Here is a 23,402-nt window from a genome sequence, read left to right as displayed (position 1 = left end):
CTCTAGCACTGGAGCCCGCCCATGTCATTGCCCGCATCCCTTGAGCAACGCCTGCGCTTGCCAATCGTCGCCGCGCCGATGTTTCTCATTTCCAACCCTCAGATGGTGCTGAGCTGCTGCGCCAGCGGCGTGGTGGGCAGTTTCCCGGCCCTGAACCAGCGCGACAGCGCTGGCTTCAAGGCCTGGCTCGAGGAGATCGAGGCGGGCTTGGCCGCGCTGAAGGCGCCTGCGCCCTACGCGGTAAACCTGATCGTTCACCCGAGCAACCCGCGCTTGCAGGCAGACCTTGCATTGTGCGTGGCGCATCGCGTGCCGATCGTCATCACCAGCCTGGGCGCGGTGAAAGAAGTAATAGACGCCGTACACGGCTATGGCGGCCTGGTATTCCACGATGTCACCACCCGCCGTCACGCTGAAAAAGCCGCCCAGGCCGGCGTCGATGGCTTGATCGCTGTGGCTGCAGGTGCCGGCGGCCACGCCGGAACTTGCAGCCCATTTGCCCTGGCTGCCGAGATTCGCCAGTTCTTCGACAAGACATTACTGCTGGCAGGCTGTATCAACCACGGCCACGAAGTGCTTGCGGCCCAACTGTTGGGAGCCGACCTGGCCTACATGGGTACCCGCTTGATCGCCACGCAGGAGAGCCAGGCCCAGGATGGCTATAAACAGATGCTGCTGAGCGCCGAGGCTGCCGACATCATCCATACCCCTGCCGTGTCGGGCATCCCTGCCAATTTCCTGCGCCCTAGCCTGGAACAGGCCGGCTACGACATGGCCTCACTCGAATCCGGGCATGAACAGGGCAAGCTCAAGCCGATCGACGACGAGGCCAAGGCGTGGAAAACGGTCTGGTCAGCAGGTCAAGGCGTCGGCGATATCCATGATCTGCCCAGTGTCGCTCGCTTGATCGAACGCTTGCACAGTGAGTACCACGCTGCCCTGGCACGCGCCGATGCGTTACGCGCCAAAGCCCCGTAGCAAAAGGCAACAACTCGCTCGGGCAAGCTGTACACTGTGCGCCCCTTCCGCCCCCAGGAGCCATGCATGACCCGTTACGCCATGATTACCGGTGCTTCCAGCGGCGTGGGACTGGCCCTGGCGGAAGCGCTGGCGCGGCGCGGGCGTAACTTGATACTGGTGGCACGTCATCGAGAAACCCTCGAACCCATCGCGCTCGAGCTGGCCCAGCGCTTCGGCGTCGAAGTGCTGCTGCGCGCTTGTGACCTCAGTCAGCCGCTGCGGCTCTCGGGCTTCGTTCTGGAGCTCGAAGAAGGCGAGCGACGCATCGACCTGTTGGTGAACGCTGCCGGGCAACGCACCTATGGGCCGTTCCTGGCCCATGAGTGGGCAGACGAGCAAGACTTGCTCGAGGTCAACATTCTTGCCGTTAGCCGGCTGTGCCATGCCATCGGTAACCTGATGGCAGTTCAAGGCGGCGGACAGATCCTCACCATCGCCGGCCTGGCCGCCGTTGCGCCGGGCCCCGGCATGGCCACTTACGCCGCCAGCAAGGCCTACGTGATGAGTTTCAGCGAGGCCCTGCGTGAAGAGCTCAAACCGGCTGGTATCAAAGTATCGGTGCTGTGCCCGGGCCCGGTTCGTTCGCCGCGCCGGCGCATTCCCAGGCTCGAAGGCAGCAAGCGCTGCCTGAGCCCTGAAGAAGTGGCGCTGTACACGGTACGAGCCCTCGCCAAAAACCGCGCGGTGATCATGCCGCAGCGCCGCAACCGCTGGCTGGCAAGTCTTGCGCGTCTTTTGCCGCGCTGGGCGACGCGCAAGCTGGCCGGCTTGATTCACCGCCGTTACTGTCCGCTCGGTATGGAATAGCCACTGGGCGAGTGACGCCAGGCTGAGTACACTCGGGCCGGTCACTCACCCTGGAGCAAGTGCTGTGGACGATTTATTCATCAAGATCATCAACCGGGAAATTCCCGCCAAGATCATTTACGAAGACGACCAGGTCCTGGCGTTTCATGACATCGCGCCACAGGCGCCCGTGCATTTCCTGGTCATTCCTAAAAAGCACATCCGCACCCTCAACGACCTCACTGAAGAAGATAAGGGCCTGGCGGGCCACATTCTTTTCACCGCCCAGCGACTGGCCAAGGAACTGGGCTGCGCAGACGGCTTCCGCGTGGTCATGAACTGCAACGAACAAGGCGGTCAGACCGTCTACCACATCCACATGCACGTGCTCGGCCAGCGCCAGATGAACTGGCCGCCCGGCTGACCCAAGGCAAGCCCCATGTGGGCGATTGAGGTAGACTGTCGGGCATCACTTCAGCGGAGGTGCCCGATGGCTACCGAACGTCACTACTCGCCGCTCGACCGCTTGTTGCTGCAGGCCGATACCGCCATGCGCACCTTGCTGCCCTTCAGCGGCCAACCGTCCCGCCCGTCGCCGGCGATCATTCAACCCGATGCCCAGCTCGATGAGCAGCAGACCCGCCACGTCGCCGGCCTCATGCGCATCAACCACACCGGTGAAGTCTGCGCCCAGGCGCTTTACCAAGGCCAAGCCCTGACCGCCAAGCTGCCGCAGGTGCGCAAGGCCATGGAGCACGCCGCCGACGAAGAAATCGACCATCTGGCCTGGTGCGAACAACGTATCCGTCAACTGGGCAGTCACCCCAGCGTGCTCAATCCGCTGTTCTACGGCATGTCATTCGGTATTGGTGCCGTGGCGGGTCTGGTCAGCGACAAGGTCAGCCTGGGTTTCGTCGCCGCCACCGAGCATCAGGTGTGCAAACACCTGGACGAGCACTTGCAACAGCTCCCCGAACAGGACGAGAAATCCCGCGCCATCCTCGAACAGATGCGTGTCGATGAGGCCGAGCATGCCGATTCCGCCCTCGAGGCAGGCGGCTACCGCTTCCCGATGCCCGTACGGTTTGGCATGAGCCTGTTGGCCAAGGTCATGACCAAGAGCACTTACCGCATCTGAAGGCGCAACCATGACGGATCGAATCGACGCCAAGGACCTGGCGCGCGCCGTGCAAGCCGGGGTTCTGCAGCCGGGTCAGGACCAGGCCCTGCTGGCCTTTCTGCGCAGCCAGTCCCCGTCCCAAGGCAATGTTCAACTGGCCCACACGGCATTCTACTTCGGTGCGCTGCTGATCATGGGCGCCATGGGCTGGTTACTGACCGAAGCGTGGATGCGCATCGGCGATGGCGCCCTGCTCGCGGTGGCCGCCTTGTACATCGTGTCACTCACCGCACTTGCGCTGTATTGGCAGCGGCGTCAGCAACCCATCGCGGCGGGCGTACTGGCGGCGGTGGCGGTCAGTATCGTGCCGTTGCTGGTCTTTGCCATCGAACGGCTCGCCGGATGGTGGCCAATGGACGATACGCAGGCTGACTATCATCAGTACTACACCTACGTACAAGGGGGGTGGCTGCTGATGGAGGCCGCCACCGTTGTCGCGGGGCTGCTGATGTTGCGGCTGGTGCCCTACCCCTTCATCGTGATGCCGATCGCCGTAGCGCTGTGGTTCATGTCCATGGACCTGAGCGAATGGATCTATGGCTCACCGTTCAGCTGGGACCAGCGGCGCACGGTATCGCTGTGGTTCGGCCTAGCCACGCTCATGGCATTTCTGATCATCGATGGCCGCACGCGCGGCGATTATGCGCGTTGGGGTTACCTGGCCGGGCTGGCGGCGTTCTGGGGCGGGCTTACCATGACGGAAAGCGCCAGCGAGCTGGGCAAGGCGCTGTATTGTTTGATCAACCTGGGCCTGATGGGCATCGCTGTGCTCTTGCGCCGGCCAGTGTTCATGGTATTCGGGGCCATGGGGGTGGCCGCTTATTTGGGCTACCTGTCTTACGAGGTATTCGCCGCTTCGTTGTTGTTCCCCGTGGTGCTGAGCTTTATCGGCCTTGGGGTGATCGGCCTTGGCCTGCTTTACCAGAAGCGCCGGGAGCGCTTGAGCCAGGCAGTGCGCAGCAACCTTCCCGACTGGTTGGTGGCGGCGCTTCCCGCGCTGCGCGACTGAAACGAGGCGGGGCCGCGCGCCGCCCCGTCAGGCTCAGCCCAGCTCGACGATTTCGTAACCATGGGTGATTTCGACGTTGGCCCGTTCGAGCATGATCGAAGCCGAGCAATACTTTTCGGCCGATAGCTCTACCGCGCGCTTGACCTGGGCTTCTTTCAAACCGCGGCCCTTGACCACGAAATTCATGTGGATCTTGGTGAACACCTTTGGGTCTTCACTGGCCCGCTCGGCTTCGAGAAACGCCTCGCAGCTTTCCACGGCCTGGCGCGATTTCTTCAAGATGCTGACCACATCGAAACTGCTGCAGCCGCCCAGGCCGAGCAGGAGCATTTCCATCGGGCGTACGCCCAGGTTCCGCCCACCGGCTTCGGGCGGACCGTCCATCACCACGACATGACCGCTCCCGGACTCGCCGAGAAACATGGCTTCGCCGGCCCATTGGATGCGTGCCTTCATCTGTCTGTACTCCTGGAATTCGCAAAAGGGTGTCAGCTTAAGCCTTGGATGCCTGTCGGAAAAGCTCAATGCACTGCGCTTTAGTGTCAAAACTGCCGGCCGTGTCTGATAAGCTGGCGCCAATTGACTGGCGCTTCGCGTCAGCCGATGACTAACAAGAGCCTATGCGTCGCATCGAACAGGATTTCGTGATGGTTGCCTCAGCCCTACCCGCCAAGATCAAGAACATCGACAAGCTGTTAGCCCACTGCCAGCGCCGCCGCTATACCGCCAAGAGCAACATCATCTGCGCCGGGGATCGGGCCGATACGCTGTCGTTCATCATCAAGGGCTCGGTCACCATCTTGATCGAAGACGACGAAGGCCACGAGATGATCATCGCCTACCTCAACAACGGCGACTTCTTCGGCGAGTTGGGATTGTTCGAGCCCAATGGCGGCGAACACCAGCGCAGCGCCTGGGTACGGGCCAAGACAGAATGCGAAGTGGCGGAAATCAGCTACGACCGATTTCGTGAAGTGACCAGGCAAGATCCGGACATTCTCTATGCCCTGGGCAGCCAGATGGCCCAGCGCCTGCGCAATACCACGCGCAAAGTGGGTGACCTGGCCTTCTTTGACGTGACCGGTCGCGTGGCCCGATGCCTGCTTGAATTGTGCAAGCAACCCGATGCCATGACTCACCCTGACGGCATGCAGATCAAGATCACCCGCCAGGAGATCGGGCGGATCGTCGGTTGCTCCCGGGAGATGGTCGGCCGCGTCCTCAAGGACCTGGAAGAACGCAGCCTGGTGCAAGTCAAAGGCAAGACCATGGTGGTCTACGGTACGCGTTAGTCTTTGGACAATGCCGCCAGCACATCGTCATAGGCTTTGGCCAAACGCTCGAACCAGGGTGCCTCGGGCGCTACTTCATGCAGGGCGATGTGACTGTCGGCGCAGCAGCGCTGCTCAAGTTCGCAACATTCGTTGAAGCGGTTGACGGCAGCGACCATCGACTCCCGTTCGTTGTCCAGCAACAGGGCACCGTGCACCAGCACCACCGGCCGTTTGCCACCCAGGCCCTGGCGCCAGCGCTGGGCCGTGCCGACCAGCTTGCGGCCATTGAGGTTGACGTTATAGCGCCCATCGCAAAAAGCCCCGTCGATCTCACCCACCGAGGCCACACCGCCCCACTCGCGCAATACCTCGCATAACGGCAGGCACAAACGCTCGTAGGCGTTCTCGATTCGGCCGTGGTCGCCTTCGCTGCGTGGCGCCACGTACACCAGGGCGATATTCACCGTCGCAGGCGATTGCGGGACCGGCTCGCCACCGGTTTCGCGAAGCAGCACCGGCCATCCGGCAATGGCCAACTCTGCACAGGCGGCTTCAAAGTGCTCGAGGCGGCTCATGCGCCGCGGCATGACCAATGCACGATCAGTCGGGCGCCAGAACAACACGGCGCATTCGCGATCACCGCGACATACCTCAGCCAACAGCGCCTGTTCGGCCTGCAGGCCTGCCTCAACAGTGATCGCAAGCGGTTGCTCAGTCATGGTTGTACCTTCGGTAGGGTGGCGCCGCCAAGGCTCGCTGGTCGCAACACAACGGCCGCGCGTGCAGGCAGAAAAAAGCCGGCAGTGCGCCGGCTTGTCTGCTCTCAGTCCAGTTGCTGAACGGTTTTCTTCACCTGATCCGGGAAGAACAGCCGCTGCAGTTCGAGCCCGGGCTGTTCGGCGCGCATGAATGCTTCACCGACCAGGAACGAATACACGTTGTTGATTGCCATCAACTGCACGTCTTCGCGATTGAGTATTCCGCTCTCGGTGATGGCCAGGCGGTCGCGCGGGATCCGTGGCAGCAGGTCGAGCGTAGTCTCCAGGCTGACCTCGAAGGTGTGCAGGTTGCGATTGTTCACCCCAACCAGTGGCGTATCGAGCGTATTCAAGGCGCGCTCCAATTCATCGCCATCATGCACTTCGACCAGCACGTCGAGCCCAACGTCCTTGGCGACCGCCGCCAATTCAGCCATCTTCACGTCGTCGAGCGCCGAAACGATCAACAACACACAGTCGGCGCCCAACGCCCGGGCCTCGACGATCTGGTACGGATCGACCATGAAGTCCTTGCGGATCACCGGCAGTGAGACTGCGCCACGGGCCTCTTGCAGGTAGTGGTCGGCGCCCTGGAAGTAATCGACGTCCGTCAGCACCGACAGGCAGGTGGCGCCGCCTTTTTCGTAACTGACGGCAATTTCGCCAGGAACAAAGTGTTCGCGGATCACGCCTTTGCTCGGCGAGGCCTTCTTAATTTCGGCGATCACCGCCGGCTGCTTGCGCGCGGCCTGCTCGATCAGGGCCTTGGCGAAGCCGCGCGGGGCATCTGCTGTCTTGGCCAGGCGCTCCAGCTCAGCCAGGCTGACCCGCGCACTGCGCTCGGCCACTTCCTGAAACTTGCGGGCGATGATCCGCTCCAGCACCGTTGGCACACTCATGCTTCGTTCTCCACCTTGAATACCGCAGTAAAGGCGCCCAGCTCTTGCAGCTTCTCCCAGGCCAGGCCGGTGTGCAGCACGTCGTGGGCCAGTTCCACACCCGACCTGAGGCTCATGGCGTGGTCTGCGGCATACAGCGCAGCCCCTGCATTGAGCACGATCATTTCCGCGGCCTTCTGACCGTTTTCGGTCTTGCGCCGGCTCAGCGCATCGCGAATCAGCGCCAGCGACGCTTGTGGATTCTCCACTGCCAGGCCGTGCAAGCTCTGGCTTTTCATGCCGAGGTCTTCCGGCTCGACCCAGTACTCGCTGATCTGGTCGTTCTTCAACTCTGCGACGAACGTGGGAGCCGCCAGGCTGAATTCATCCAGGCCGTCCTTGGAGTGCACGACCAGGACATGCTTGCTGCCCAGGCGCTGCAGCACCTCGGCGAGCGGGCGGCACAGCGCCTGGGTGAACACCCCGACCACCTGGTGCTTCACGCCGGCCGGATTCGTAAGCGGGCCGAGCATGTTGAACAAGGTCCGCAGCCCCAGGTCGCGACGCGGGCCAGCGGCATGTTTCATGGCGCTGTGGTGGCTCTGGGCGAACATGAAGCCGATGCCCAGGCTATCGATGCAACGCGCGACCTGGGTCGGCGTCAGGTTCAGGTAGATACCGGCAGCTTCGAGCAGGTCAGCGCTGCCGCTCTTGCCGGACACGGCACGGTTACCGTGCTTGGCGACCGGGCAGCCGGCTGCGGCGAGCACGAACGACGAGGCGGTGGACACGTTGAAGATATTCGCGCCATCACCGCCGGTGCCGACGATGTCGACCACGCCATCGAGGCTATGCAACTCGACCTTGTCAGCCAGCTCGCGCATCACCGACACCGCCCCGACGATCTCGTCGATGCTTTCGCTTTTCATGCGCATGCCCATCAGGAAGGCGCCGATCTGCGCCTCGCTGCACTGGCCGGTCATGATCTGGCGCATCACATCGCGCATCTCATCGGTGCTCAAGTCCAGGTGGCCGACGATGCGGCTCAACGCGCTTTTGATATCCATGATCGATCCTTAGCGGCGGCCGCCGGTCTGCTTGAGGAAGTTGGCGAACAGCTCGTGGCCCTGCTCGGTGAGTATGGACTCGGGATGGAATTGCACCCCTTCGATCTGCAAGGTCTTGTGACGCAGACCCATGATCTCGTCGACCGAACCGTCTGCATGGGTGGTCCATGCGGTGACTTCCAGGCAATCGGGCAGGGTTTCGCGCTTGACCACCAGCGAATGGTAGCGGGTCACGGTAAGCGGGTTGTTGAGCCCGGCGAACACGCCCAGATCGCGATGGTGAACCGGGCTGGTCTTGCCGTGCATCACCTGGCGGGCGCGCACTACCTCACCGCCAAAGGCCTGGCCGATCGACTGGTGCCCCAGGCATACGCCCAAGATCGGCAGCTTGCCGGCGAAGTGCAGGATGGCCTCGATGGAAACGCCTGCTTCGCTCGGGGTACAAGGGCCGGGAGAGACGACGATGCGCTCGGGGTTGAGGGCCTCGATCTGGGCAATGGTCATCTCGTCATTGCGAATGACCTTGACCTCGGCACCCAACTCGCCAAGGTATTGGACGACGTTGTAAGTGAATGAGTCGTAGTTGTCGATCATCAGTAACATCGGGCTAAACCTCTTGAATCTACTGACTTCATAATCTGAACCTTCCTACACGATTCACAGACGCAGCTTTGCCATAAGGCAAACGTGAACGGACAGGAAGGCAAACGGGGGCGGGCCGGACAGGCCGGCAGGAGATAAAGTCAGGCGCGCCAACGCCAACGGGCGTGGGCCTTGATTACGCGCATCAAGAGTTTGCTGACGATCAACACAGGGTAGGTCTCGCACATACTTGCACGCACAGTAGCCTACCGGGGCGGCGGGCGCAATATGCCCCAAACACTGGGAAACGAATGGACTTAGAAGGGATGCCCGGCGATTTGCTATGGTCGTGCGGCTAGTCCTCATAAAAACAACGAAAAGGATGTTGAACGATGCGAAAAGCACCGCTGATACGCTTCACCCTCGCTTCCCTGGCACTGGCTTGCAGCCAGGCCTTTGCTGCCCCTTCGCCCTACTCCAGCTTGATCGTGTTCGGCGACAGCCTGAGCGATGCCGGGCAATTCCCCGACCTGACCGGCGGCACCTTGGGCATGCGCTTCACCAACCGCGACGCCGCAGGCAATTTTGCGCCGGTCTCGCCGATGATCCTGGGCAGCCAACTGGGCGTCAGCCCGACCGAACTGGGCCCTTCGACCTCGCCCACCTATCGCGCGCTCGGCTTGGCAGACGGCAACAACTGGGCCGTGGGCGGCTACACCACCCAGCAGATTCTCGAGTCGATCACCACCACCTCGAAGACCGTGCTGCCGCCCAATACACCGCTGTTCCCAGGCCTGGTGCTGCGCGACAAGCCCGGCTACCTGGCCAATGGCCTGCGGGCAGACCCCAATGCGCTGTATTACCTGACTGGCGGCGGTAACGACTTCCTCCAAGGCCTGGTCAACAGCCCCGCCACCGCTGCTGCGGCCGGCGCCCGGTTGGCGGCCAGCGCCCAGGCCCTGCAGCAAGGCGGCGCGCGCTACATCATGGTCTGGCTGCTGCCCGATCTCGGGCAAACCCCGAACTTCAGCGGCACCCCCCAACAAAACGCCCTGAGCCAGCTGTCCGGCGTGTTCAACCAGGCGCTTACCAGCCAGCTGCGCCAGATCGACGCCCAGATCATCCCGCTGAATATCCCCGTGCTGCTGAGCGAAGCCCTGGCCAGCCCGACGCAGTTCGGTCTGGCGGCAGGACAGGACTTGGTCGGCACCTGCTTCAGCGGTGACAGCTGCGTGGAAAATCCGCTCTACGGGCTCAACAGCAGCAATCCCGACCCGACCAAGCTGCTGTTCAACGACTCGGTGCACCCCACCATCGCTGGCCAGCAATTGATCGCCGACTACGCCTACTCGATCATCGCCGCACCGTGGGAGCTGACGTTGCTGCCGGAAATGGCCCATGCCAGCCTGCGCGCCCACCAGGATGAACTGCGCAGCCAATGGCAAACACCTTGGCAGCCGGTTGGGCAATGGCAGGCGTTCGTCAGCACCGGCGCCCAGGATCTCGACTTCGATGACCAAGGCAGCGCCGCCAGTGCCGACGGGCGCGGCTACAACCTGACCGTAGGCGGCAGTTATCGGTTGAACGACGCCTGGCGCCTTGGCCTTGCTGGCGGCGTCTACCGGCAGAAACTGGAAGCGGGCGCGCAGGATTCGGACTACAAACTCGACAGCTACCTGGCCAGCGCCTTCGCCCAGTTCAGGCAGGATCGCTGGTGGGCCGATGCGGCGCTTAGCGCCGGGCACCTGGATTACCGGGACCTCAAGCGCACCTTCGCCCTGGGCACCAACGCGCGCAGCGAAAAAGGCGATACCGATGGCGAAGCCTGGGCCATGACCGCGCGACTGGGTTACAACCTGGCAGCTGACAGCAGCCGCTGGCAACTGGCTCCGTTCATCAGCGCCGATTACGCGCGAGTCAAGGTCGACGGCTACGCGGAAAAGAGCGGCCGGGCAACAGCCCTGGGCGTCGATGATCAGGAACGCACGTCACGGCGTCTGGGCGTGGGCCTGCTCGGCAGCGTGCAACTGGTGCCCAGCACTCTCCTGTTCGCCGAGGTGGCGCAGGAGCATGAGTTCGAGGATGACCAGCAGGATGTGACACTGCACCTGACCAGCCTACCCGCCAATGATTTCACCTTGACCGGCTATACACCGCACAGCGACCTGACTCGCGCGAGCCTGGGCATCAGCCATGAGCTGGTGGCGGGGGTGCACCTGCGCGGCAACTACAACTGGCGCAGGAGTGACGAGCTGACCCAGCAAGGGGTCAGCCTGGGCGTCAGCATCGACTTCTGAGATCGCCGGGGCCGCGCGAGCGGCCCCATCCCACTCACTTGGCGCAGGTCTGCTCGGCCAGCGCCACCGCGCGGAACATGGCCCGGCGCTTGTTGATGGTCTCTTCCCATTCCAACGCCGGCACCGAGTCCGCGACGATGCCGCCACCGGCCTGAACGTGCAGCTCACCGTCCTTGATCACGGCAGTACGAATGGCGATCGCGGTGTCCATGTTGCCGTTCCAGGCAAAATAGCCCACGGCGCCGCCATACACGCCACGCTTGACCGGCTCGAGCTCGTCGATGATTTCCATGGCGCGGATCTTCGGCGCCCCGGATAGGGTCCCGGCCGGCAGAATGGCACGCAGCGCATCCATCGCCGTCAGCCCTTCGCGCAGCTGCCCGGTGACGTTGGAGACGATGTGCATCACATTGGAGTAGCGCTCGATGACCATTTTTTCAGTCAAGCGCACGCTACCGGTCGAAGACACGCGGCCCACATCGTTGCGGCCCAGGTCGATCAGCATCAGGTGCTCGGCGATTTCCTTGTCATCGGACAGCAGGTCATCTTCCAGCGCCCGGTCGGCTTCTTCGGTTGCACCACGTGGGCGAGTGCCGGCAATTGGCCGGACGGTCACCAGGTTGTCCTCGACCCGCACCAGCACTTCAGGCGAACTGCCAACCACGTGGAAATCGCCAAAGTTGAAGAAGTACATGTAGGGCGTCGGGTTGAAGCAGCGCAGCGCCCGGTACAAGTCGATAGGCGCCGCCTTGAAGTCGATCGACATGCGCTGCGACGGCACCACCTGCATGCAATCGCCGGCCAGGATGTACTCCTTGATCCGGCCAACCGCCTCTTCATAGTCGTCACGGGTATAGCTTGAGCGAAACTCCGGCTCTGCGGCCATCGGCCCGCTGAGGTCAAGGCCACGCCGTGGCGTGATCGGCTGGCGCAGGGTTTCCAGCAGCGCCTGCAAGCGCGCCTGGCCGTGTTGGTAGGCCTGCTCCTCGGCCGGATCGACCAGCACGATGGCGTGCATCTTGCCCGCCAGGTTGTCGAACACCACCACGGCGTCAGACACCATCAGCAGAATATCGGGCACCCCCAAAGGATCGGGGTTGGGGCTGGCACCCAGGCGTTTTTCCACGTAGCGCACGCAGTCATAGCCGAAGTAACCGACCAGGCCGCCGTTGAAGCGCGGCAAGCCAGGGATGTCAGCGACCTTGTAGCGGTCCTTGAACTGCTCGACGAAGGCCAGTGGGTCTTCGACCTCATGGCTTTCGACTTCCACATCGTCCTGCAGAATGCTCACGCGGTAGCCATGGACGCGCATCACCGTGCGCGACGGCAGGCCGATCATCGAGTAACGGCCCCACTTTTCGCCGCCTTGCACCGACTCGAGCAGGTAGGAGTTGGCCTGATCGGCCAGCTTGAGGTAGATCGACAGCGGTGTGTCGAAGTCAGCCAGGGTTTCACAGGCCAGGGGAATGCGGTTGTAGCCGGCAGCGGCCAGGCGCAGGAATTCTTCGCGGGTCATCAGTAGCCTCGTGGCAAGCAGCAGTAGGGTCGGGCAAGCGGACGGGCCGGCGGGCGCCGGCGGGCAGGAGTCAGGCGCGCCAGCGCCAACGGGCCAGGGCCTTGATGACTTTCATCCACAATTTGCCAGTGACCGCCACGGGAGACTCTCTGTCTGGGGAGGCTTGAAGGTCCGCCAACGTTATCCCAGTGGCCGGGTCTGCGCAACCGGGCAGCAGCGCGCGCAGATCATCGACCACCAGGCTGGGCGTTTCATCGCTGATCGGCCGGCCATGGTTGTAGCCGTAGGTCAGGCCCACGCACTGCACGCCGGCCGCCTTCGCCGCCTGCACATCGCTGCGCGAATCGCCGACGAACAATGCCTGCTGGGGGCTGACCCCGGCCATCTGCATGACGAACAACAGCGCTGCCGGGTCTGGCTTTTTCTGCGGCAAGGTATCGCCGCCGATGATCCAGCGGAAATACCGGCCAATCTTCATCTGGTCCAACAGCGGCGCGACGAAACGCTCGGGCTTGTTGGTGATCAGCGCCATCTCCACACCCTGCTTCTGCAACCAGCGCAGGGTGTCCTTGACCCCAGGGTAGACCACGGTGAGCTCATGGCTTTGCGCGTAGGCTTCCATGAACAGCGCCAGGCCCTGCTCGGCCAGCGCGTCGTCCACCTGATCATGCTCCAGGCCGCCGGCCAGGGCACGGCGCACCAGCACCGGCGCACCGTTGCCCACCCACTGGCGCACAGCCTCGAGGCCTGCCGGTGGGCGGCCGAGTTCGAACAGCATGCGGTCCACGGCGGCAGCCAGGTCGGGCACCGAGTCGATCAGGGTACCGTCCAGATCGAACATCACCAACTTGGGCAGCGTCCCTGGGAACAGCTGCTCGAAGCCGCTCATGGGCGGGCCTGGGCCAGTTCGGCGCGCATCTTGGCGATCACTTGCTGATAGTCCGGCGCATTGAAGATCGCCGAGCCGGCAACGAAGGTATCGGCGCCAGCGGCGGCGATGTCACGGATGTTGTTGACGTTGACGCCGCCGTCGATTTCCAGGCGGATGTTGCGGCCACTGGCATCGATCAGGGCGCGGGCTTCGCGCAGTTTGTCGAGGGTGCCGGGGATGAACTTCTGCCCGCCAAAGCCTGGGTTGACGCTCATCAGCAGCACCATGTCGACTTTGTCCATCACGTACTTCAGGGCATCCAGGCTGGTGGCCGGGTTGAACACCAGGCCGGCCTTGCAACCGCCGTCCTTGATCAGCTGCAGCGAACGGTCGACATGCTGCGAGGCTTCGGGATGGAAGGTGATGTAGGTGGCGCCGGCCTCGATGAAGTCGCCGATGATGCGGTCGACCGGGCTGACCATCAGGTGCACGTCGATTGGCGCAGTCACACCGTATTTGCGCAACGCGCTGCACACCATCGGGCCAATGGTCAGGTTCGGTACATAGTGGTTGTCCATCACATCGAAGTGAACGATGTCGGCGCCTGCGGCCAGGACTTTGTCGACATCCTCGCCCAAACGGGCGAAATCGGCAGAGAGAATGGAGGGGGCAATAGCGTAGGGCTGCATGGCGCACCTGTTGGCAGAATCACGGTGGCGCGCATTGTAACTCAGGCAAACGCCTCGGGGCTGATTGGTATCAACCCCGATGGCGTCCGCGCATCAGCCAGGTTGTTGGGTGCGCAGCTTTTCGCTGCGTCCGCGCAACCACTCCAGGGTCAGCAACAGCACGACCGAGAATGCGATCAGCAAGGTCGCCGCGGCGGCAATGGTCGGGCTGAGGTTTTCACGGATGCCGCTGAACATCTGCCGCGGCAAGGTGGCCTGTTCAGGCCCGGCGAGAAACAGCGTCACCACCACCTCGTCGAACGAAGTCGCAAAGGCGAACAAAGCGCCGGAGATGACGCCTGGGGCGATCAAGGGCAGGGTCACCCGACGGAAGGTCAGCAGCGGCGAGGCCCCGAGACTGGCGGCTGCCCGTACCAGGTTGTAGTTGAAGCCCTGCAAGGTCGCCGACACGGTGATGATGACGAACGGCACGCCCAGCACCGCATGCACCACAATCAACGAAACGAAGCTGTTACCCAGGCCCAGCGGCGCGAAAAACAGGTAGCTGGCCACACCAATGATCACCACCGGTACCACCATGGGCGAAATCACCAGCGCCATCACCAGCGGCTTGCCGGGAAAATCGCCGCGGGTCAGGCCAATGGCCGCCAAGGTACCGAACACCATGGCCAGCACGGTGGCCGCTGGGGCGACGATGACGCTGTTCTTCAATGCCCTCATCCACTCAGCCGAGGCGAAGAAATCCTGATACCACTGCAGTGAGAAACCCTGCAGCGGATAGACCAGGAAACTGCCGCTGTTGAATGACAAAGGCACGATGACCAGTACCGGCAGCACCAGAAACAACAGGATCAGGCCGCAGAGAATGCGCAGGCTGTAGAACCATACCCGTTCGACGGGCGACATGTAGGGGCTCAGCATCTGATGGGTCCTCAGCTTAGGCGCAGGCGGCTGGCACCGACCAGCCAGCTATAGATCAGGTACAACAGCACGGTCGCCAGCAACAGCAAGCCTCCCAGGGCCGTGGCCATGCCCCAGTTGATGCTGGTGTTGGTGTAGAAGGCGACGAAGTAGCTGACCATCTGGTCGTTGGGGCTGCCGAGCAGCGCCGGGGTGATGTAGTAGCCGATAGCCAGAATGAACACCAGCAGGCAACCGGCGCCCACCCCTGCGTAGGTCTGCGGGAAATACACCCGCCAAAAGCTGGCGAACGGATGGCAGCCCAGGGAAATTGCCGCCCGCATGTAGCTCGGCGAGATGCCTTTCATCACGCTGTACAACGGCAGGATCATGAACGGCAGCAGGATATGCACCATCGAGATGTACACCCCGGTGCGGTTGAACACCAACTCCAGCGGCTGATCGATGATACCCATCGCCATCAGCGCACTGTTGATCAAGCCACCGGACTGCAACAGCACGATCCAGGCCGCCACCCGCACCAGAATCGAGGTCCAGAACGGCAACAGCACCAGGATCATCAGCAAGTTGCTTTGCCGGGTCGGCAGGTTGGCCAGCAGGTAGGCCAGTGGATAGGCCAGCACCAGGCAGATGGCGGTGATCACCACGCCCATCCACAGGGTGCGGGCAAAGATATCCAGGTAGATGGCCTGGTCGGGCGTGGCCTTGGCCAGCTCGCCAAGGTCATCGATACGGTGATCCAGCGAGGCGAGCAGGTAGAACGAGGTGGTCGCGCTGGTGTTGCGGCGGATCGCCTGCCAATAGGCCGGGTCTCCCCAACGCTCGTCGAGCGCCTGCAGGGCCTCCTTGTACGAGCTCGGCTCGGCCTTGAACGGCAGCGCCCGTGCAGTCTTGGCCAGCAAGCTGCGGTAGCCAGCCAGCTCCATGTTCAGGCGCTTGGAAAGGTCACCCAAGGTCTGCTGCTTGCGCGATTCGGCCAAGTCCTGGCTCAAGGCTTTGTAGACGTCTTCGCCAGGCAGGCTCTTGCCATCCCATTGGCTGATCAGCTCGACGGTACGCGGCAGGCCATTGACCACTTCAGGGTTGGCCACGCTCTTGTACAGCAGCGCCGCGATCGGCACCAGAAACACCAGCAACAGAAACAGCGCCAGCGGCGCGATCAACGCCTGCGCTTTCCAGCGGTTGACCCGCTCGGCACGCTTGAGGCGCTGCTTGAGACTTGGACCTGCGCCTTCATTGAGGGGCACTGCGATGGCCATGGCGAACTCCGCGAAACAGGCTGAGATGGGGCTGCCTGGCAGCCCCGCTTCCCGGTGGTATTACTTCTTCGCCGCCCAGGCGTTGAAGCGTTGCTCCAGCTGCTCGCTGTTATCGGCCCAGAAGGCCACGTCGATCTGCACCTGGTTGGCGATGTTCTCAGGTGTGGTCGGCATGTCTTTCTTCACCGCATCATCCAGCAGGGGCACGGCCTTGGCGTTGGCCGGGCCGTAGGCGATGTTCTGCGAGTAGGTCTTCTGTTGCTCAGGCTGCACGGTGTAGGCGATGAACTGCTTGGCCTGCTCGGCATCCTTGGCACCCTTGGGAATCGCCCAGGCGTCGAAGTCGTAGATGCCGCCGTTCCACACCACCTTGAGGTTGCTTTCCTTTTGCACGGCGGCGATGCGGCCGTTGTAGGCCGAGCTCATGACCACGTCACCGGAGGCCAGGTATTGCGGCGGCTGGGCGCCCGCTTCCCACCACTGAATGCTCGGCTTTAGCTCATCGAGTTTCTTGAAGGCGCGGTCCACGCCCTCCTTGGTGGCGAGTACCTGGTAGACATCCTTGGGTGCCACGCCATCGGCCATCAAGGCGAATTCCAGGGTGTACTTGGCGCCCTTGCGCAGGCCGCGTTTGCCCGGGAATTGCTTGGTGTCCCAGAAGTCCGCCCAACTGGTAGGCGCCGTCTTGAGCTTGTCAGCGTTGTAGGCGAGCACCGTGGACCAGACGAAGAAGCCAACACCGCACGGCTGGATGGCACCTTTGACGTAGTCGGCCTCGTTACCGAACAGCGCCGGGTCGAGCTCTTCGAACAGGCCTTCGTCACAGCCCCTGGCCAGCTCGGGCGATTCAACCTCCACCAGGTTCCACGACACGCTCTTGGTGTCGACCATGGCCTTGATCTTGGCCATCTCGCCGTTGTATTCGCCAGCGACGATCTTGCCTTTGCCGGCCTTTTCCCACGGCTCATAGAACGCCTTGACCTGGGCTGCCTTGTTGGCCCCGCCGAAAGACACCACGGTCAGGTCCGCCGCCATGCTTTGGCCGGCGGCGCACAGGCCGAGGGCCAGGGCGGTCAGTTTCAACTGCTTGCGCATTATTGTTTTCTCCACAGTTCAGGGTTGGTGAAGCAATCGATCAATGGGCCTCGGCGATCGGATCAAGCGCGCGCGCGTGCTCCACCTCCCAGCCCAGCGGAACCACATCGCCCACCGCCAGGGCCGGGTCGAGTTCGGCGATCGGCTGTTTGACGAAGAAGTCGGTCTTGCCGCACACCTCAAGGCGCACGCGCACGTGGTCACCCAGGTAGATGAACTCGGCCACCCGACCGGAGAAGCGGTTCACGCAGCGCTCGCTGTGGCCGTTGAGGCGCACACGCTCGGGGCGTATCGACAGGGTCACCGGTTCGCCCGCCTGGCCGACGTTCACCGCCAGGGCCTCGACGCGCTCACCGCGGGCCAACTGCACCTGGCAGCGCTTGCCGTCACTGGCCAGCAGCGTGCCGTTGAGGCGGTTGTTCTCGCCGATGAAGTTGGCGACGAAGGTGTTGCGTGGTTCTTCATAAAGCGTGCGCGGGTCAGCAATCTGCTGGATCTCGCCCTGATGGAACACCGCCACCCGATCGGACATGGTCAGGGCTTCGCCCTGGTCATGGGTGACGTAGACCACGGTCACGCCCAGGCGCTGGTGGATGTGCTTGATTTCCATCTGCATGTGTTCGCGCAGTTGCTTGTCGAGGGCGCCCAGCGGCTCGTCCATCAGCACCAACTGCGGCTCGAACACCAGTGCCCGGGCCAGCGCGACGCGCTGCTGCTGGCCACCGGAAAGCTGGCCGGGATAGCGTTGGGCGAAGGCATCGAGCTGGACCATGTTGAGCACCCGCTTGACCCGCTCGCTGATGTCGGTCTTGCTCAGGTTGCGCACGCTCAAGGGGAAGGCCAGGTTCTCGGCCACGGTCATGTGCGGAAACAATGCGTAGTTCTGGAACACCATGCCGATGTCACGCTTGTGCGGCGGCACGTTGTTGATCGAGCGCCCCGCCAGCTGAATTTCGCCGGCAGTGGGGGTTTCGAAGCCGGCCAGCATCATCAGGCTGGTGGTCTTGCCCGACCCGGAAGGGCCGAGCAAGGTGAGAAATTCACCTTTGCGAATGTCCAGGTTGAGGTCTTTGACGATCAGCGATTCGCCGTCGTAGCTCTTCTGCACACCACGGAAGCTGACCAGCGTCTCGCCGCTGGCAGCGTTCGAATTGGCCTCGCTCATGCCTGCACCTTCTTCTTGGAATGACTGCGTAGGCACAAGATTAGAAGAGCCAGGGACGCCCGAAAATCGGCGCTGCTGAGAGAATCGCTTGGTCCATCTGGAAGATTTGCTGTAGGGATTGCCCTACAGCAGCACCGTCAAATCAGCTTGTGCTCCATGGCGTACTTGACCAGTTCGGCCAACGAGTTGACCTTGAGCTTCTGCATCAACCGCGCCTTGTGGGTGCTGATGGTCTTGCTCGACAGCGCCAGCTGCTGGGCGATGTCGTTGACGTTGGCGCCCTGGGCCAGGCGCTCGAACACGGAAAATTCCCGCTCCGACAACAGCGTATGCAACGGCCGGCTTTCGGTCAGCCCCACCTCGAAGACCATGCGGTCGGCCAGCGCCGGGTCGATGTAGCGCCCGCCACCGGCCACCCGGCGAATCGCCGTCAGCAACAGCGCAGGGTCGCTGTCCTTGGTGGCATAGCCAGCGGCGCCGGCCTTCAGCGCGCGGGCAGCCATCTGCGCCTCGTTGTGCATCGACAGCATCAGGATCGCCGGTGCATCGTGCAGCGCACGGATCCGTGGAATCGCCTCCAGACCATTGACCCCCGGCATCGAAATATCCAGCAGCACCACTTCACACGGCGTATGGCGCAACGCCTCGAGCAACTGCTCGCCATTTCCGGCCTCACCCACCACCTGCAGGTCCTTGGCCAGGCCGATCAATTGCTTGATGCCTTCCCGGACAATGGTGTGGTCTTCAGCCACCAGCACTCGTATCACGCTTGCTCTCCTACTCCAAGGGAATGGTCACGCTCAGGCGAGTGCCCTCGCCCGGTTCGCTGTGCAGCGCCATGCTGCCGCCGAGCATCAGCACCCGCTCGCGCACACCCACCAGGCCAAACGAGGCAGGCCGGGGCTGAGCCTGGCTGAAACCTGCACCATCATCGCTGATGCTCAGGCGCAGGTGCGCTTGCTCGCGCACCAGCTCGATTTCCACGCTGTGCGCCTGGGCATGGCGCATCACATTGGTCAGCGCCTCCTGCAGGATGCGGAACAGGCCTGTGGCTTTCGCATCGCTCAATGCTGGCAGATTGTCCGGCACCTGGACCAGACAGGGAATCTGCGTACGCGCCTCGAACCGCCGCGCCTGCCATTCGACCGCCGAGGCGATGCCCGCGTCGAGGATCGGCGGACGCAGTGCGCTGGCCACGTCTCGAACCAGTTGAAACAGCTGGGCGATCGAACGCTTCATGCTGTCAAGGCGCTCGCGTAGCGCCGGGTCGAGGTCGGCGAATGCCAGCTCGCACATCGACACTTCCAGCTTGAGCACCGTGAGCATCTGCCCCAGTTCATCGTGCACTTCACGGGCGATACGGGCTTTTTCTTCTTCGCGAACGCTTTCCAGGTGCGCCGACAGCTCGCGCAGTTGTTCCTGAGAGCGGGCCAAGGCCAGCTCGGCGCGCTTGCCCTGGGTGATGTCCCAGACGATACCGTCCCACACCACCCGGCCGCTGGCCAGGCGGCGGGCACTGGCCTTGATGTCGGCCCAGCGCAGCTCGCCCTGACGGGTGAGCATGCGGCCTTGCCAGGACCAGTCCTGATGACGGGCGATGGCCAGGTCCTGGACCTGATGGTAGTCAGCCCGGTCGTCAGGGTGCACGAGATTGCGCAGGCCCATCTGCGGGTGCTGGATCTGTGCTGGGGTATAGTCGACCAGCGCCTCGCTGCCTTCACTGATATAGGGAAACTCCGGCTCGCCCTCGGCCGGCGCTGGCTCCAGGCGAAACACCAGGCCCGGCACGTTGCCAGCAATCCCCTTCAGGCGCGCCTCGCTTTCACGCAGTGCTGCCAGGGCGCGATGGCGCTCGGTGACGTCGGCCAGGTACACCACCAGGTATTCGGCATCGCGAAACCGCAGGAAGCTCAATGACAGCTCGACCGGTAGCAACACACCGTCGGCGCGCCGGCAGTGGCTTTCGAAGCGGCGCGCGCCACTGACGCCCGCGCGGGCATCCTTCCACAGCTCGAGCCAGCGATCCATGCTCAGGTTCGGCTCGAAATCGCCCAATGGCCGCTCCAGCAACTGGCCTTCGGCATAGCCGAGCATCGCTTGCGCCGCCTGGTTGGCATAGCGCACGTGGCTGTCCCAGTTGACCCAGAGAATGCCCACGGTGCTCTGGTCGATGGCGAACTGGCTCAAGCGCAGCGCCTCTTCACGGCCCTGCCGCTCGCGCAGATTCTCGCGCGCGGTCAGCAGCCTGTGCTCGAGCTGCAGTTGCTGACGGCGCTGCCACACTAGCGTTGCCAGGGCGCAGAGCAGCAACAGGCCAAACAGCAAGGCGAGGTTCTGCCAGAACCCAGGCGACTCACTCAGGCGCGGGTATTTGGGTTGCAGCCAGCGTTGGTGCAATTGCTCCAGCTGCTTGGCGGGCACCGCTTGCAGCGCGCGCCCGAGCACTTCAGCCAGCACTGGCCAGTCGCGCCGTGAGGCGATGCGCAGCAACTGTGGCAGGCCGATGTCACCGACCACCACCAACTCGGCGAACTCGCTTTCGCGAGACAACCGGCTCAACTGCGCTTCATCGAGCACTGCGTAACTGGCCTGGCCACCGAGCACCGCCTGCAAGGCCTCGCGCTCGCTGGGCACCCCTTGCAGATTCAGCCCGCTGTAGTTGCCGCGCAGGTAATCGGCCAGGCCGCTGGGCATGCGCACCGCCACACGGGTTTGCCCATCGAGTTTTTCCAACTCCACCGCCATCGCCCCGGTACGCGGCCCCACCACCAGTTGCGGTACCCGCATGTACGGGTCGCTGAATAGCCACAAGCGCAAGCTGGACGGGGTCTGGGTAAGGCCTGGAGCGAAGTCGATCTCACCCGCCTGCAGGGCATGTTCAAGGCTCGCCTGGTCGGCGAAGTTGCGCCAGGTCAGGTCCAGCTTCAGCGCCTGCGCCAGCCAGTTGACCAGTTCGACGTTGGCCCCATAGAGCTGCTGCAGGCGGCGGTCGAACTGCACGTAAGGCGCCTGCAGCACCACGCCGACCCGCAAGCTGCGGTGGCTGTCGAGCCACCGTTGCTGGGCAGGTTCCAGGACCACAGGCGCGGGCCCTTCTGCCCTGGCCAGGGCGATCAAGGGCAGGCACAACCAGCCGATAACCACAAGGCGACGCAATCGCTTCATCCACACGCTCGTCTGGCAAGGACGGCCATGCAGCATGGCCGTCGCGGGCAAATACTATTAGGCTGCCGGTATCATTCTGGCCTTGGGTTGATTCATGTTGACACTTTATCGCACGACGCTGGCAATGTGCTGCCTGGCCTCGCTACTGCCGCTCGGCGCGCTGGCCGCCGATGCCGAAACACCGGAAGCGGCCGCTGAAGCCACCGCTCCCGCTACCCGCCCGCCGCTGCTCGAGCGCAGCCAGGAAGACGCCAAGGCCTTGGAGAGACGCTTGCCCAAAGCCGAGCAGCAAACCCTGCAAGCCGGCGCGGAGCCTTTTCTCGCGCTGTGGAAGCCGGCCAACGACAGCGATCCCCAGGGCGCGGTGATCATCGTGCCCGGCGCTGGCGAAAATGCCGACTGGCCCGATGCGGTCGGCCCGCTGCGACGCAAATTCCCTGACTTCGGCTGGCACAGCCTGAGCGTGAGCCTGCCCGATCTGCTCGCCGACGCGCCGCAGGCGCGCGTGGAAGCCACACCTGCCGCTGCGCCCGAGCCGGCCGCGGGCGAGAGCGCGCCGGTCAAGGACACGCCGGCCGATGCCAACGCCAATGTCGCCCAGGCCACCGCCGCCGATGCCGAGGTCGCACAAGGCACCGACGCCGAGCAGGCCAGCGAGCAGAATGATCAGGCCGACGCCGAGCGTATCTTCGCCCGCCTCGACGCCGCGGTGGCCTACGCCCAGCAACACAATGCCCGCAGTATCGTGTTGATCGGCCATGGCAGCGGGGCTTACTGGGCCGCCCGTTACCTGAGCGAGAAACAACCGCCGCAGGTACAGAAACTGGTGATGATCGCGGCGCAAACGCCAGCGCGGGTCGAGCACGACCTGCTGAGCCTGACCCCTACCCTGAAGGTCCCTACGGCCGATTTGTACTTCGCCACTCGCACCGTCGACCGGCATGCAGCCATGCAGCGCTTGCAAGCCAGCAAACGCCAGAAAGACAGCCACTACAAACAGTTGTCGCTGATCGCCATGCCGGCCAACAAGGCCGGCGAGCAGGAACAGCTGTTTCGCCGGGTCAGGGGCTGGATGAGCCCGCAGCAGTAAGACGGCCGGCGGGGTTTACAGGCCCCGCCGCTTGCGCACCAGGGCATAGGCCTGGTGCAGCTCGCGGGTGCGCTCGGTGGCTTCACGCACCTGCGCCTCGGTCGCGCCGCTGCCAGCCAGTTTGTCCGGGTGATGGCGGCTTACCAAGCGTCGATACGCCTGCTTGAGCTGGTCGATCTCGGTGTCGGCCTGGACCCCGAGCAAGCGCAGCGCGCTGGCGTAGGTCATCACGCCCGCCGTCAGCGGGACCTTGCGCGGCTCATACTCCTGCGACATCGCCTGCACCTGGCGCCGGCTCAGGCCCAGGGCGTGCCCCCAATCCAACAGCAGCTCACGTTCATGCCGACCGGCCTTGCCATCGGCCCAGGCCATGCGCCAACAAGCACGCAAGGTGCCCTCGGCCGCATGCGGCTGTTGACGGATCCGCCGCAAGTGCCCGCTGAGCCGATCTTTACCGGCCTTGCCGCGGTTGAACGCAGCAATCGCTCGCAGTCGCGCCGCTTCGGCCATGTCCAGGCGCAGCATTTCCTGGCGGGCCTGCTGGATATGCTGCTCGACAACCCGGCCGTCGCTCTTGGCCAGCCGCCCCAGCAGCACGAAGAGCAGCTCATCGTCAGCCAGCGCCGGACGCCCACTGAGGCGCTCGCGCAGGTCAGTCCAGCCCTGCACGCGCAGGCGCCGGTCCATGGCCTGGCCGAGCAGGCCACCGAGCAACGCGCCCGGGATACTGGCGACAGCGAAGCCTGCGCCGAGTCCGATTAGCGTGCCTGGCCACCACAT

Annotated in this window: 23 protein-coding genes; 8 read left to right on the top strand and 15 right to left on the bottom strand. The window is 63.5% G+C overall.

Annotated elements, in window-relative coordinates; translation table 11 throughout:
- Positions 1-21 precede the first annotated feature (21 nt).
- The 5 genes from ACLEJW_RS19005 (at position 22) to ACLEJW_RS18985 (ending at position 3,995) form a co-directional block, all read left to right on the top strand.
- On the top strand, positions 22-978 hold the full coding sequence (locus ACLEJW_RS19005) for an NAD(P)H-dependent flavin oxidoreductase (RefSeq protein ID WP_440778044.1): 957 nt from the start codon (positions 22-24) through the stop codon (positions 976-978).
- Between the two features lie 66 nt (positions 979-1,044).
- A complete protein-coding gene (locus ACLEJW_RS19000) occupies positions 1,045-1,827 on the top strand; it encodes an SDR family NAD(P)-dependent oxidoreductase (RefSeq protein WP_145183397.1) in 783 nt (260 codons plus the stop codon).
- Between the two features lie 64 nt (positions 1,828-1,891).
- Entirely contained in the window at positions 1,892-2,230 is a 339-nt protein-coding gene (locus ACLEJW_RS18995) for a histidine triad nucleotide-binding protein (RefSeq protein WP_145183401.1), read from the top strand.
- A gap of 66 nt (positions 2,231-2,296) precedes the next feature.
- Positions 2,297-2,944: a 2-polyprenyl-3-methyl-6-methoxy-1,4-benzoquinone monooxygenase gene (coq7, locus tag ACLEJW_RS18990; RefSeq protein ID WP_145183404.1), complete on the top strand. Its 648-nt coding sequence runs from the start codon at positions 2,297-2,299 to the stop codon at positions 2,942-2,944.
- 10 nt (positions 2,945-2,954) lie between these two features.
- Positions 2,955-3,995 (top strand): DUF2157 domain-containing protein, encoded by a 1,041-nt coding sequence (locus ACLEJW_RS18985; RefSeq protein ID WP_313645752.1) that lies wholly within the window; start codon positions 2,955-2,957, stop codon positions 3,993-3,995.
- 33 nt (positions 3,996-4,028) lie between these two features.
- Here the strand turns inward: ACLEJW_RS18985 and ACLEJW_RS18980 are convergent, their stop codons facing one another.
- Entirely contained in the window at positions 4,029-4,451 is a 423-nt protein-coding gene (locus tag ACLEJW_RS18980; protein ID WP_145183410.1) for an OsmC family protein, read from the bottom strand.
- A gap of 191 nt (positions 4,452-4,642) precedes the next feature.
- Between ACLEJW_RS18980 and crp the strand changes: the two genes are divergently transcribed.
- Positions 4,643-5,287, top strand: coding sequence for a cAMP-activated global transcriptional regulator CRP (crp, locus tag ACLEJW_RS18975; RefSeq protein WP_145183413.1), 645 nt, complete (start codon positions 4,643-4,645; stop codon positions 5,285-5,287).
- Here the strand turns inward: crp and ACLEJW_RS18970 are convergent.
- The 4 genes from ACLEJW_RS18970 to ACLEJW_RS18955 form a co-directional block, all read right to left on the bottom strand.
- A complete protein-coding gene (locus tag ACLEJW_RS18970) occupies positions 5,284-5,988 on the bottom strand; it encodes a lipoate--protein ligase family protein (protein ID WP_440778043.1) in 705 nt (234 codons plus the stop codon). The genes crp and ACLEJW_RS18970 overlap by 4 nt on opposite strands.
- Before the next feature lie 104 nt (positions 5,989-6,092).
- The gene (trpC, locus tag ACLEJW_RS18965) at positions 6,093-6,926 is read right to left on the bottom strand and encodes an indole-3-glycerol phosphate synthase TrpC (RefSeq protein WP_145183418.1); all 834 of its coding nucleotides are present in this window, start codon (positions 6,924-6,926) and stop codon (positions 6,093-6,095) included.
- A complete protein-coding gene (gene trpD, locus ACLEJW_RS18960) occupies positions 6,923-7,972 on the bottom strand; it encodes an anthranilate phosphoribosyltransferase (protein ID WP_313295853.1) in 1,050 nt (349 codons plus the stop codon). The genes trpC and trpD overlap by 4 nt, the downstream gene beginning before the upstream one ends.
- A gap of 9 nt (positions 7,973-7,981) precedes the next feature.
- Complete coding sequence (locus ACLEJW_RS18955) at positions 7,982-8,575, bottom strand: aminodeoxychorismate/anthranilate synthase component II (protein ID WP_313295855.1); 594 nt, start codon at positions 8,573-8,575, stop codon at positions 7,982-7,984.
- Positions 8,576-8,946: 371 nt separating this feature from the next.
- Here ACLEJW_RS18955 and estP point away from each other — a divergent pair, with 371 nt between their 5' ends.
- On the top strand, positions 8,947-10,851 hold the full coding sequence (gene estP, locus ACLEJW_RS18950; RefSeq protein WP_313455133.1) for an esterase EstP: 1,905 nt from the start codon (positions 8,947-8,949) through the stop codon (positions 10,849-10,851).
- 34 nt (positions 10,852-10,885) lie between these two features.
- Here the strand turns inward: estP and trpE are convergent, their stop codons facing one another.
- The 9 genes from trpE to ACLEJW_RS18905 form a co-directional block, all read right to left on the bottom strand.
- On the bottom strand, positions 10,886-12,367 hold the full coding sequence (trpE, locus tag ACLEJW_RS18945) for an anthranilate synthase component I (RefSeq protein WP_313295859.1): 1,482 nt from the start codon (positions 12,365-12,367) through the stop codon (positions 10,886-10,888).
- A gap of 70 nt (positions 12,368-12,437) precedes the next feature.
- Positions 12,438-13,256 (bottom strand): phosphoglycolate phosphatase, encoded by an 819-nt coding sequence (locus ACLEJW_RS18940; RefSeq protein ID WP_313295861.1) that lies wholly within the window; start codon positions 13,254-13,256, stop codon positions 12,438-12,440.
- Positions 13,253-13,927 (bottom strand): ribulose-phosphate 3-epimerase, encoded by a 675-nt coding sequence (gene rpe / locus ACLEJW_RS18935; protein ID WP_313295863.1) that lies wholly within the window; start codon positions 13,925-13,927, stop codon positions 13,253-13,255. The genes ACLEJW_RS18940 and rpe overlap by 4 nt, the downstream gene beginning before the upstream one ends.
- Before the next feature lie 93 nt (positions 13,928-14,020).
- Entirely contained in the window at positions 14,021-14,848 is an 828-nt protein-coding gene (locus ACLEJW_RS18930; protein ID WP_313295865.1) for an ABC transporter permease, read from the bottom strand.
- An 11-nt stretch (positions 14,849-14,859) separates the two neighbouring features.
- Positions 14,860-16,107 (bottom strand): ABC transporter permease, encoded by a 1,248-nt coding sequence (locus ACLEJW_RS18925; protein ID WP_145183442.1) that lies wholly within the window; start codon positions 16,105-16,107, stop codon positions 14,860-14,862.
- A gap of 60 nt (positions 16,108-16,167) precedes the next feature.
- On the bottom strand, positions 16,168-17,202 hold the full coding sequence (locus tag ACLEJW_RS18920) for an ABC transporter substrate-binding protein (RefSeq protein ID WP_145183445.1): 1,035 nt from the start codon (positions 17,200-17,202) through the stop codon (positions 16,168-16,170).
- A 40-nt stretch (positions 17,203-17,242) separates the two neighbouring features.
- Positions 17,243-18,367: an ABC transporter ATP-binding protein gene (locus ACLEJW_RS18915; protein ID WP_145183448.1), complete on the bottom strand. Its 1,125-nt coding sequence runs from the start codon at positions 18,365-18,367 to the stop codon at positions 17,243-17,245.
- A 137-nt stretch (positions 18,368-18,504) separates the two neighbouring features.
- Positions 18,505-19,134, bottom strand: a complete 630-nt coding sequence (locus tag ACLEJW_RS18910; protein WP_145183451.1) for a response regulator — start codon at positions 19,132-19,134, stop codon at positions 18,505-18,507.
- 10 nt (positions 19,135-19,144) lie between these two features.
- On the bottom strand, positions 19,145-21,532 hold the full coding sequence (locus ACLEJW_RS18905) for a PAS domain-containing sensor histidine kinase (protein WP_440778042.1): 2,388 nt from the start codon (positions 21,530-21,532) through the stop codon (positions 19,145-19,147).
- 94 nt (positions 21,533-21,626) lie between these two features.
- Here ACLEJW_RS18905 and ACLEJW_RS18900 point away from each other — a divergent pair, with 94 nt between their 5' ends.
- A complete protein-coding gene (locus ACLEJW_RS18900) occupies positions 21,627-22,622 on the top strand; it encodes an alpha/beta hydrolase family protein (protein ID WP_440778041.1) in 996 nt (331 codons plus the stop codon).
- Positions 22,623-22,637: 15 nt separating this feature from the next.
- Here the strand turns inward: ACLEJW_RS18900 and ACLEJW_RS18895 are convergent, their stop codons facing one another.
- A complete protein-coding gene (locus ACLEJW_RS18895; protein ID WP_440778040.1) occupies positions 22,638-23,402 on the bottom strand; it encodes a TerB family tellurite resistance protein in 765 nt (254 codons plus the stop codon).

It is taken from the genome of Pseudomonas sp. SMSB3 (assembly GCF_052041965.1).
Taxonomy (GTDB): Bacteria; Pseudomonadota; Gammaproteobacteria; order Pseudomonadales; family Pseudomonadaceae; genus Aquipseudomonas.
The sequence above is the reverse complement of the archived record's forward strand: the minus strand, read 5'-3'. Positions and strand labels throughout refer to the sequence as shown.

Excerpts from the sequence above, each read along its gene's own strand:
- rpe (WP_313295863.1), bottom strand. The coding sequence starts at position 13,927 with ATGCAGCCCTACGCTATTGCCCCCTCCATTCTCTCTGCCGATTTCGCC.
- ACLEJW_RS18955 (WP_313295855.1), bottom strand. The coding sequence starts at position 8,575 with ATGTTACTGATGATCGACAACTACGACTCATTCACTTACAACGTCGTC.
- ACLEJW_RS19000 (WP_145183397.1), top strand. The coding sequence starts at position 1,045 with ATGACCCGTTACGCCATGATTACCGGTGCTTCCAGCGGCGTGGGACTG.
- ACLEJW_RS18920 (WP_145183445.1), bottom strand. The coding sequence starts at position 17,202 with ATGCGCAAGCAGTTGAAACTGACCGCCCTGGCCCTCGGCCTGTGCGCC.
- ACLEJW_RS18985 (WP_313645752.1), top strand. The coding sequence starts at position 2,955 with ATGACGGATCGAATCGACGCCAAGGACCTGGCGCGCGCCGTGCAAGCC.
- trpD (WP_313295853.1), bottom strand. The coding sequence starts at position 7,972 with ATGGATATCAAAAGCGCGTTGAGCCGCATCGTCGGCCACCTGGACTTG.
- crp (WP_145183413.1), top strand. The coding sequence starts at position 4,643 with ATGGTTGCCTCAGCCCTACCCGCCAAGATCAAGAACATCGACAAGCTG.
- coq7 (WP_145183404.1), top strand. The coding sequence starts at position 2,297 with ATGGCTACCGAACGTCACTACTCGCCGCTCGACCGCTTGTTGCTGCAG.
- ACLEJW_RS18925 (WP_145183442.1), bottom strand. The coding sequence starts at position 16,107 with ATGGCCATCGCAGTGCCCCTCAATGAAGGCGCAGGTCCAAGTCTCAAG.
- ACLEJW_RS18930 (WP_313295865.1), bottom strand. The coding sequence starts at position 14,848 with ATGCTGAGCCCCTACATGTCGCCCGTCGAACGGGTATGGTTCTACAGC.
- estP (WP_313455133.1), top strand. The coding sequence starts at position 8,947 with ATGCGAAAAGCACCGCTGATACGCTTCACCCTCGCTTCCCTGGCACTG.
- ACLEJW_RS18970 (WP_440778043.1), bottom strand. The coding sequence starts at position 5,988 with ATGACTGAGCAACCGCTTGCGATCACTGTTGAGGCAGGCCTGCAGGCC.
- ACLEJW_RS18895 (WP_440778040.1), bottom strand. The coding sequence starts at position 23,402 with ATGTGGTGGCCAGGCACGCTAATCGGACTCGGCGCAGGCTTCGCTGTC.
- ACLEJW_RS18915 (WP_145183448.1), bottom strand. The coding sequence starts at position 18,367 with ATGAGCGAGGCCAATTCGAACGCTGCCAGCGGCGAGACGCTGGTCAGC.
- ACLEJW_RS18940 (WP_313295861.1), bottom strand. The coding sequence starts at position 13,256 with ATGAGCGGCTTCGAGCAGCTGTTCCCAGGGACGCTGCCCAAGTTGGTG.
- ACLEJW_RS18980 (WP_145183410.1), bottom strand. The coding sequence starts at position 4,451 with ATGAAGGCACGCATCCAATGGGCCGGCGAAGCCATGTTTCTCGGCGAG.
- trpE (WP_313295859.1), bottom strand. The coding sequence starts at position 12,367 with ATGACCCGCGAAGAATTCCTGCGCCTGGCCGCTGCCGGCTACAACCGC.
- trpC (WP_145183418.1), bottom strand. The coding sequence starts at position 6,926 with ATGAGTGTGCCAACGGTGCTGGAGCGGATCATCGCCCGCAAGTTTCAG.
- ACLEJW_RS18900 (WP_440778041.1), top strand. The coding sequence starts at position 21,627 with ATGTTGACACTTTATCGCACGACGCTGGCAATGTGCTGCCTGGCCTCG.
- ACLEJW_RS18905 (WP_440778042.1), bottom strand. The coding sequence starts at position 21,532 with ATGAAGCGATTGCGTCGCCTTGTGGTTATCGGCTGGTTGTGCCTGCCC.
- ACLEJW_RS19005 (WP_440778044.1), top strand. The coding sequence starts at position 22 with ATGTCATTGCCCGCATCCCTTGAGCAACGCCTGCGCTTGCCAATCGTC.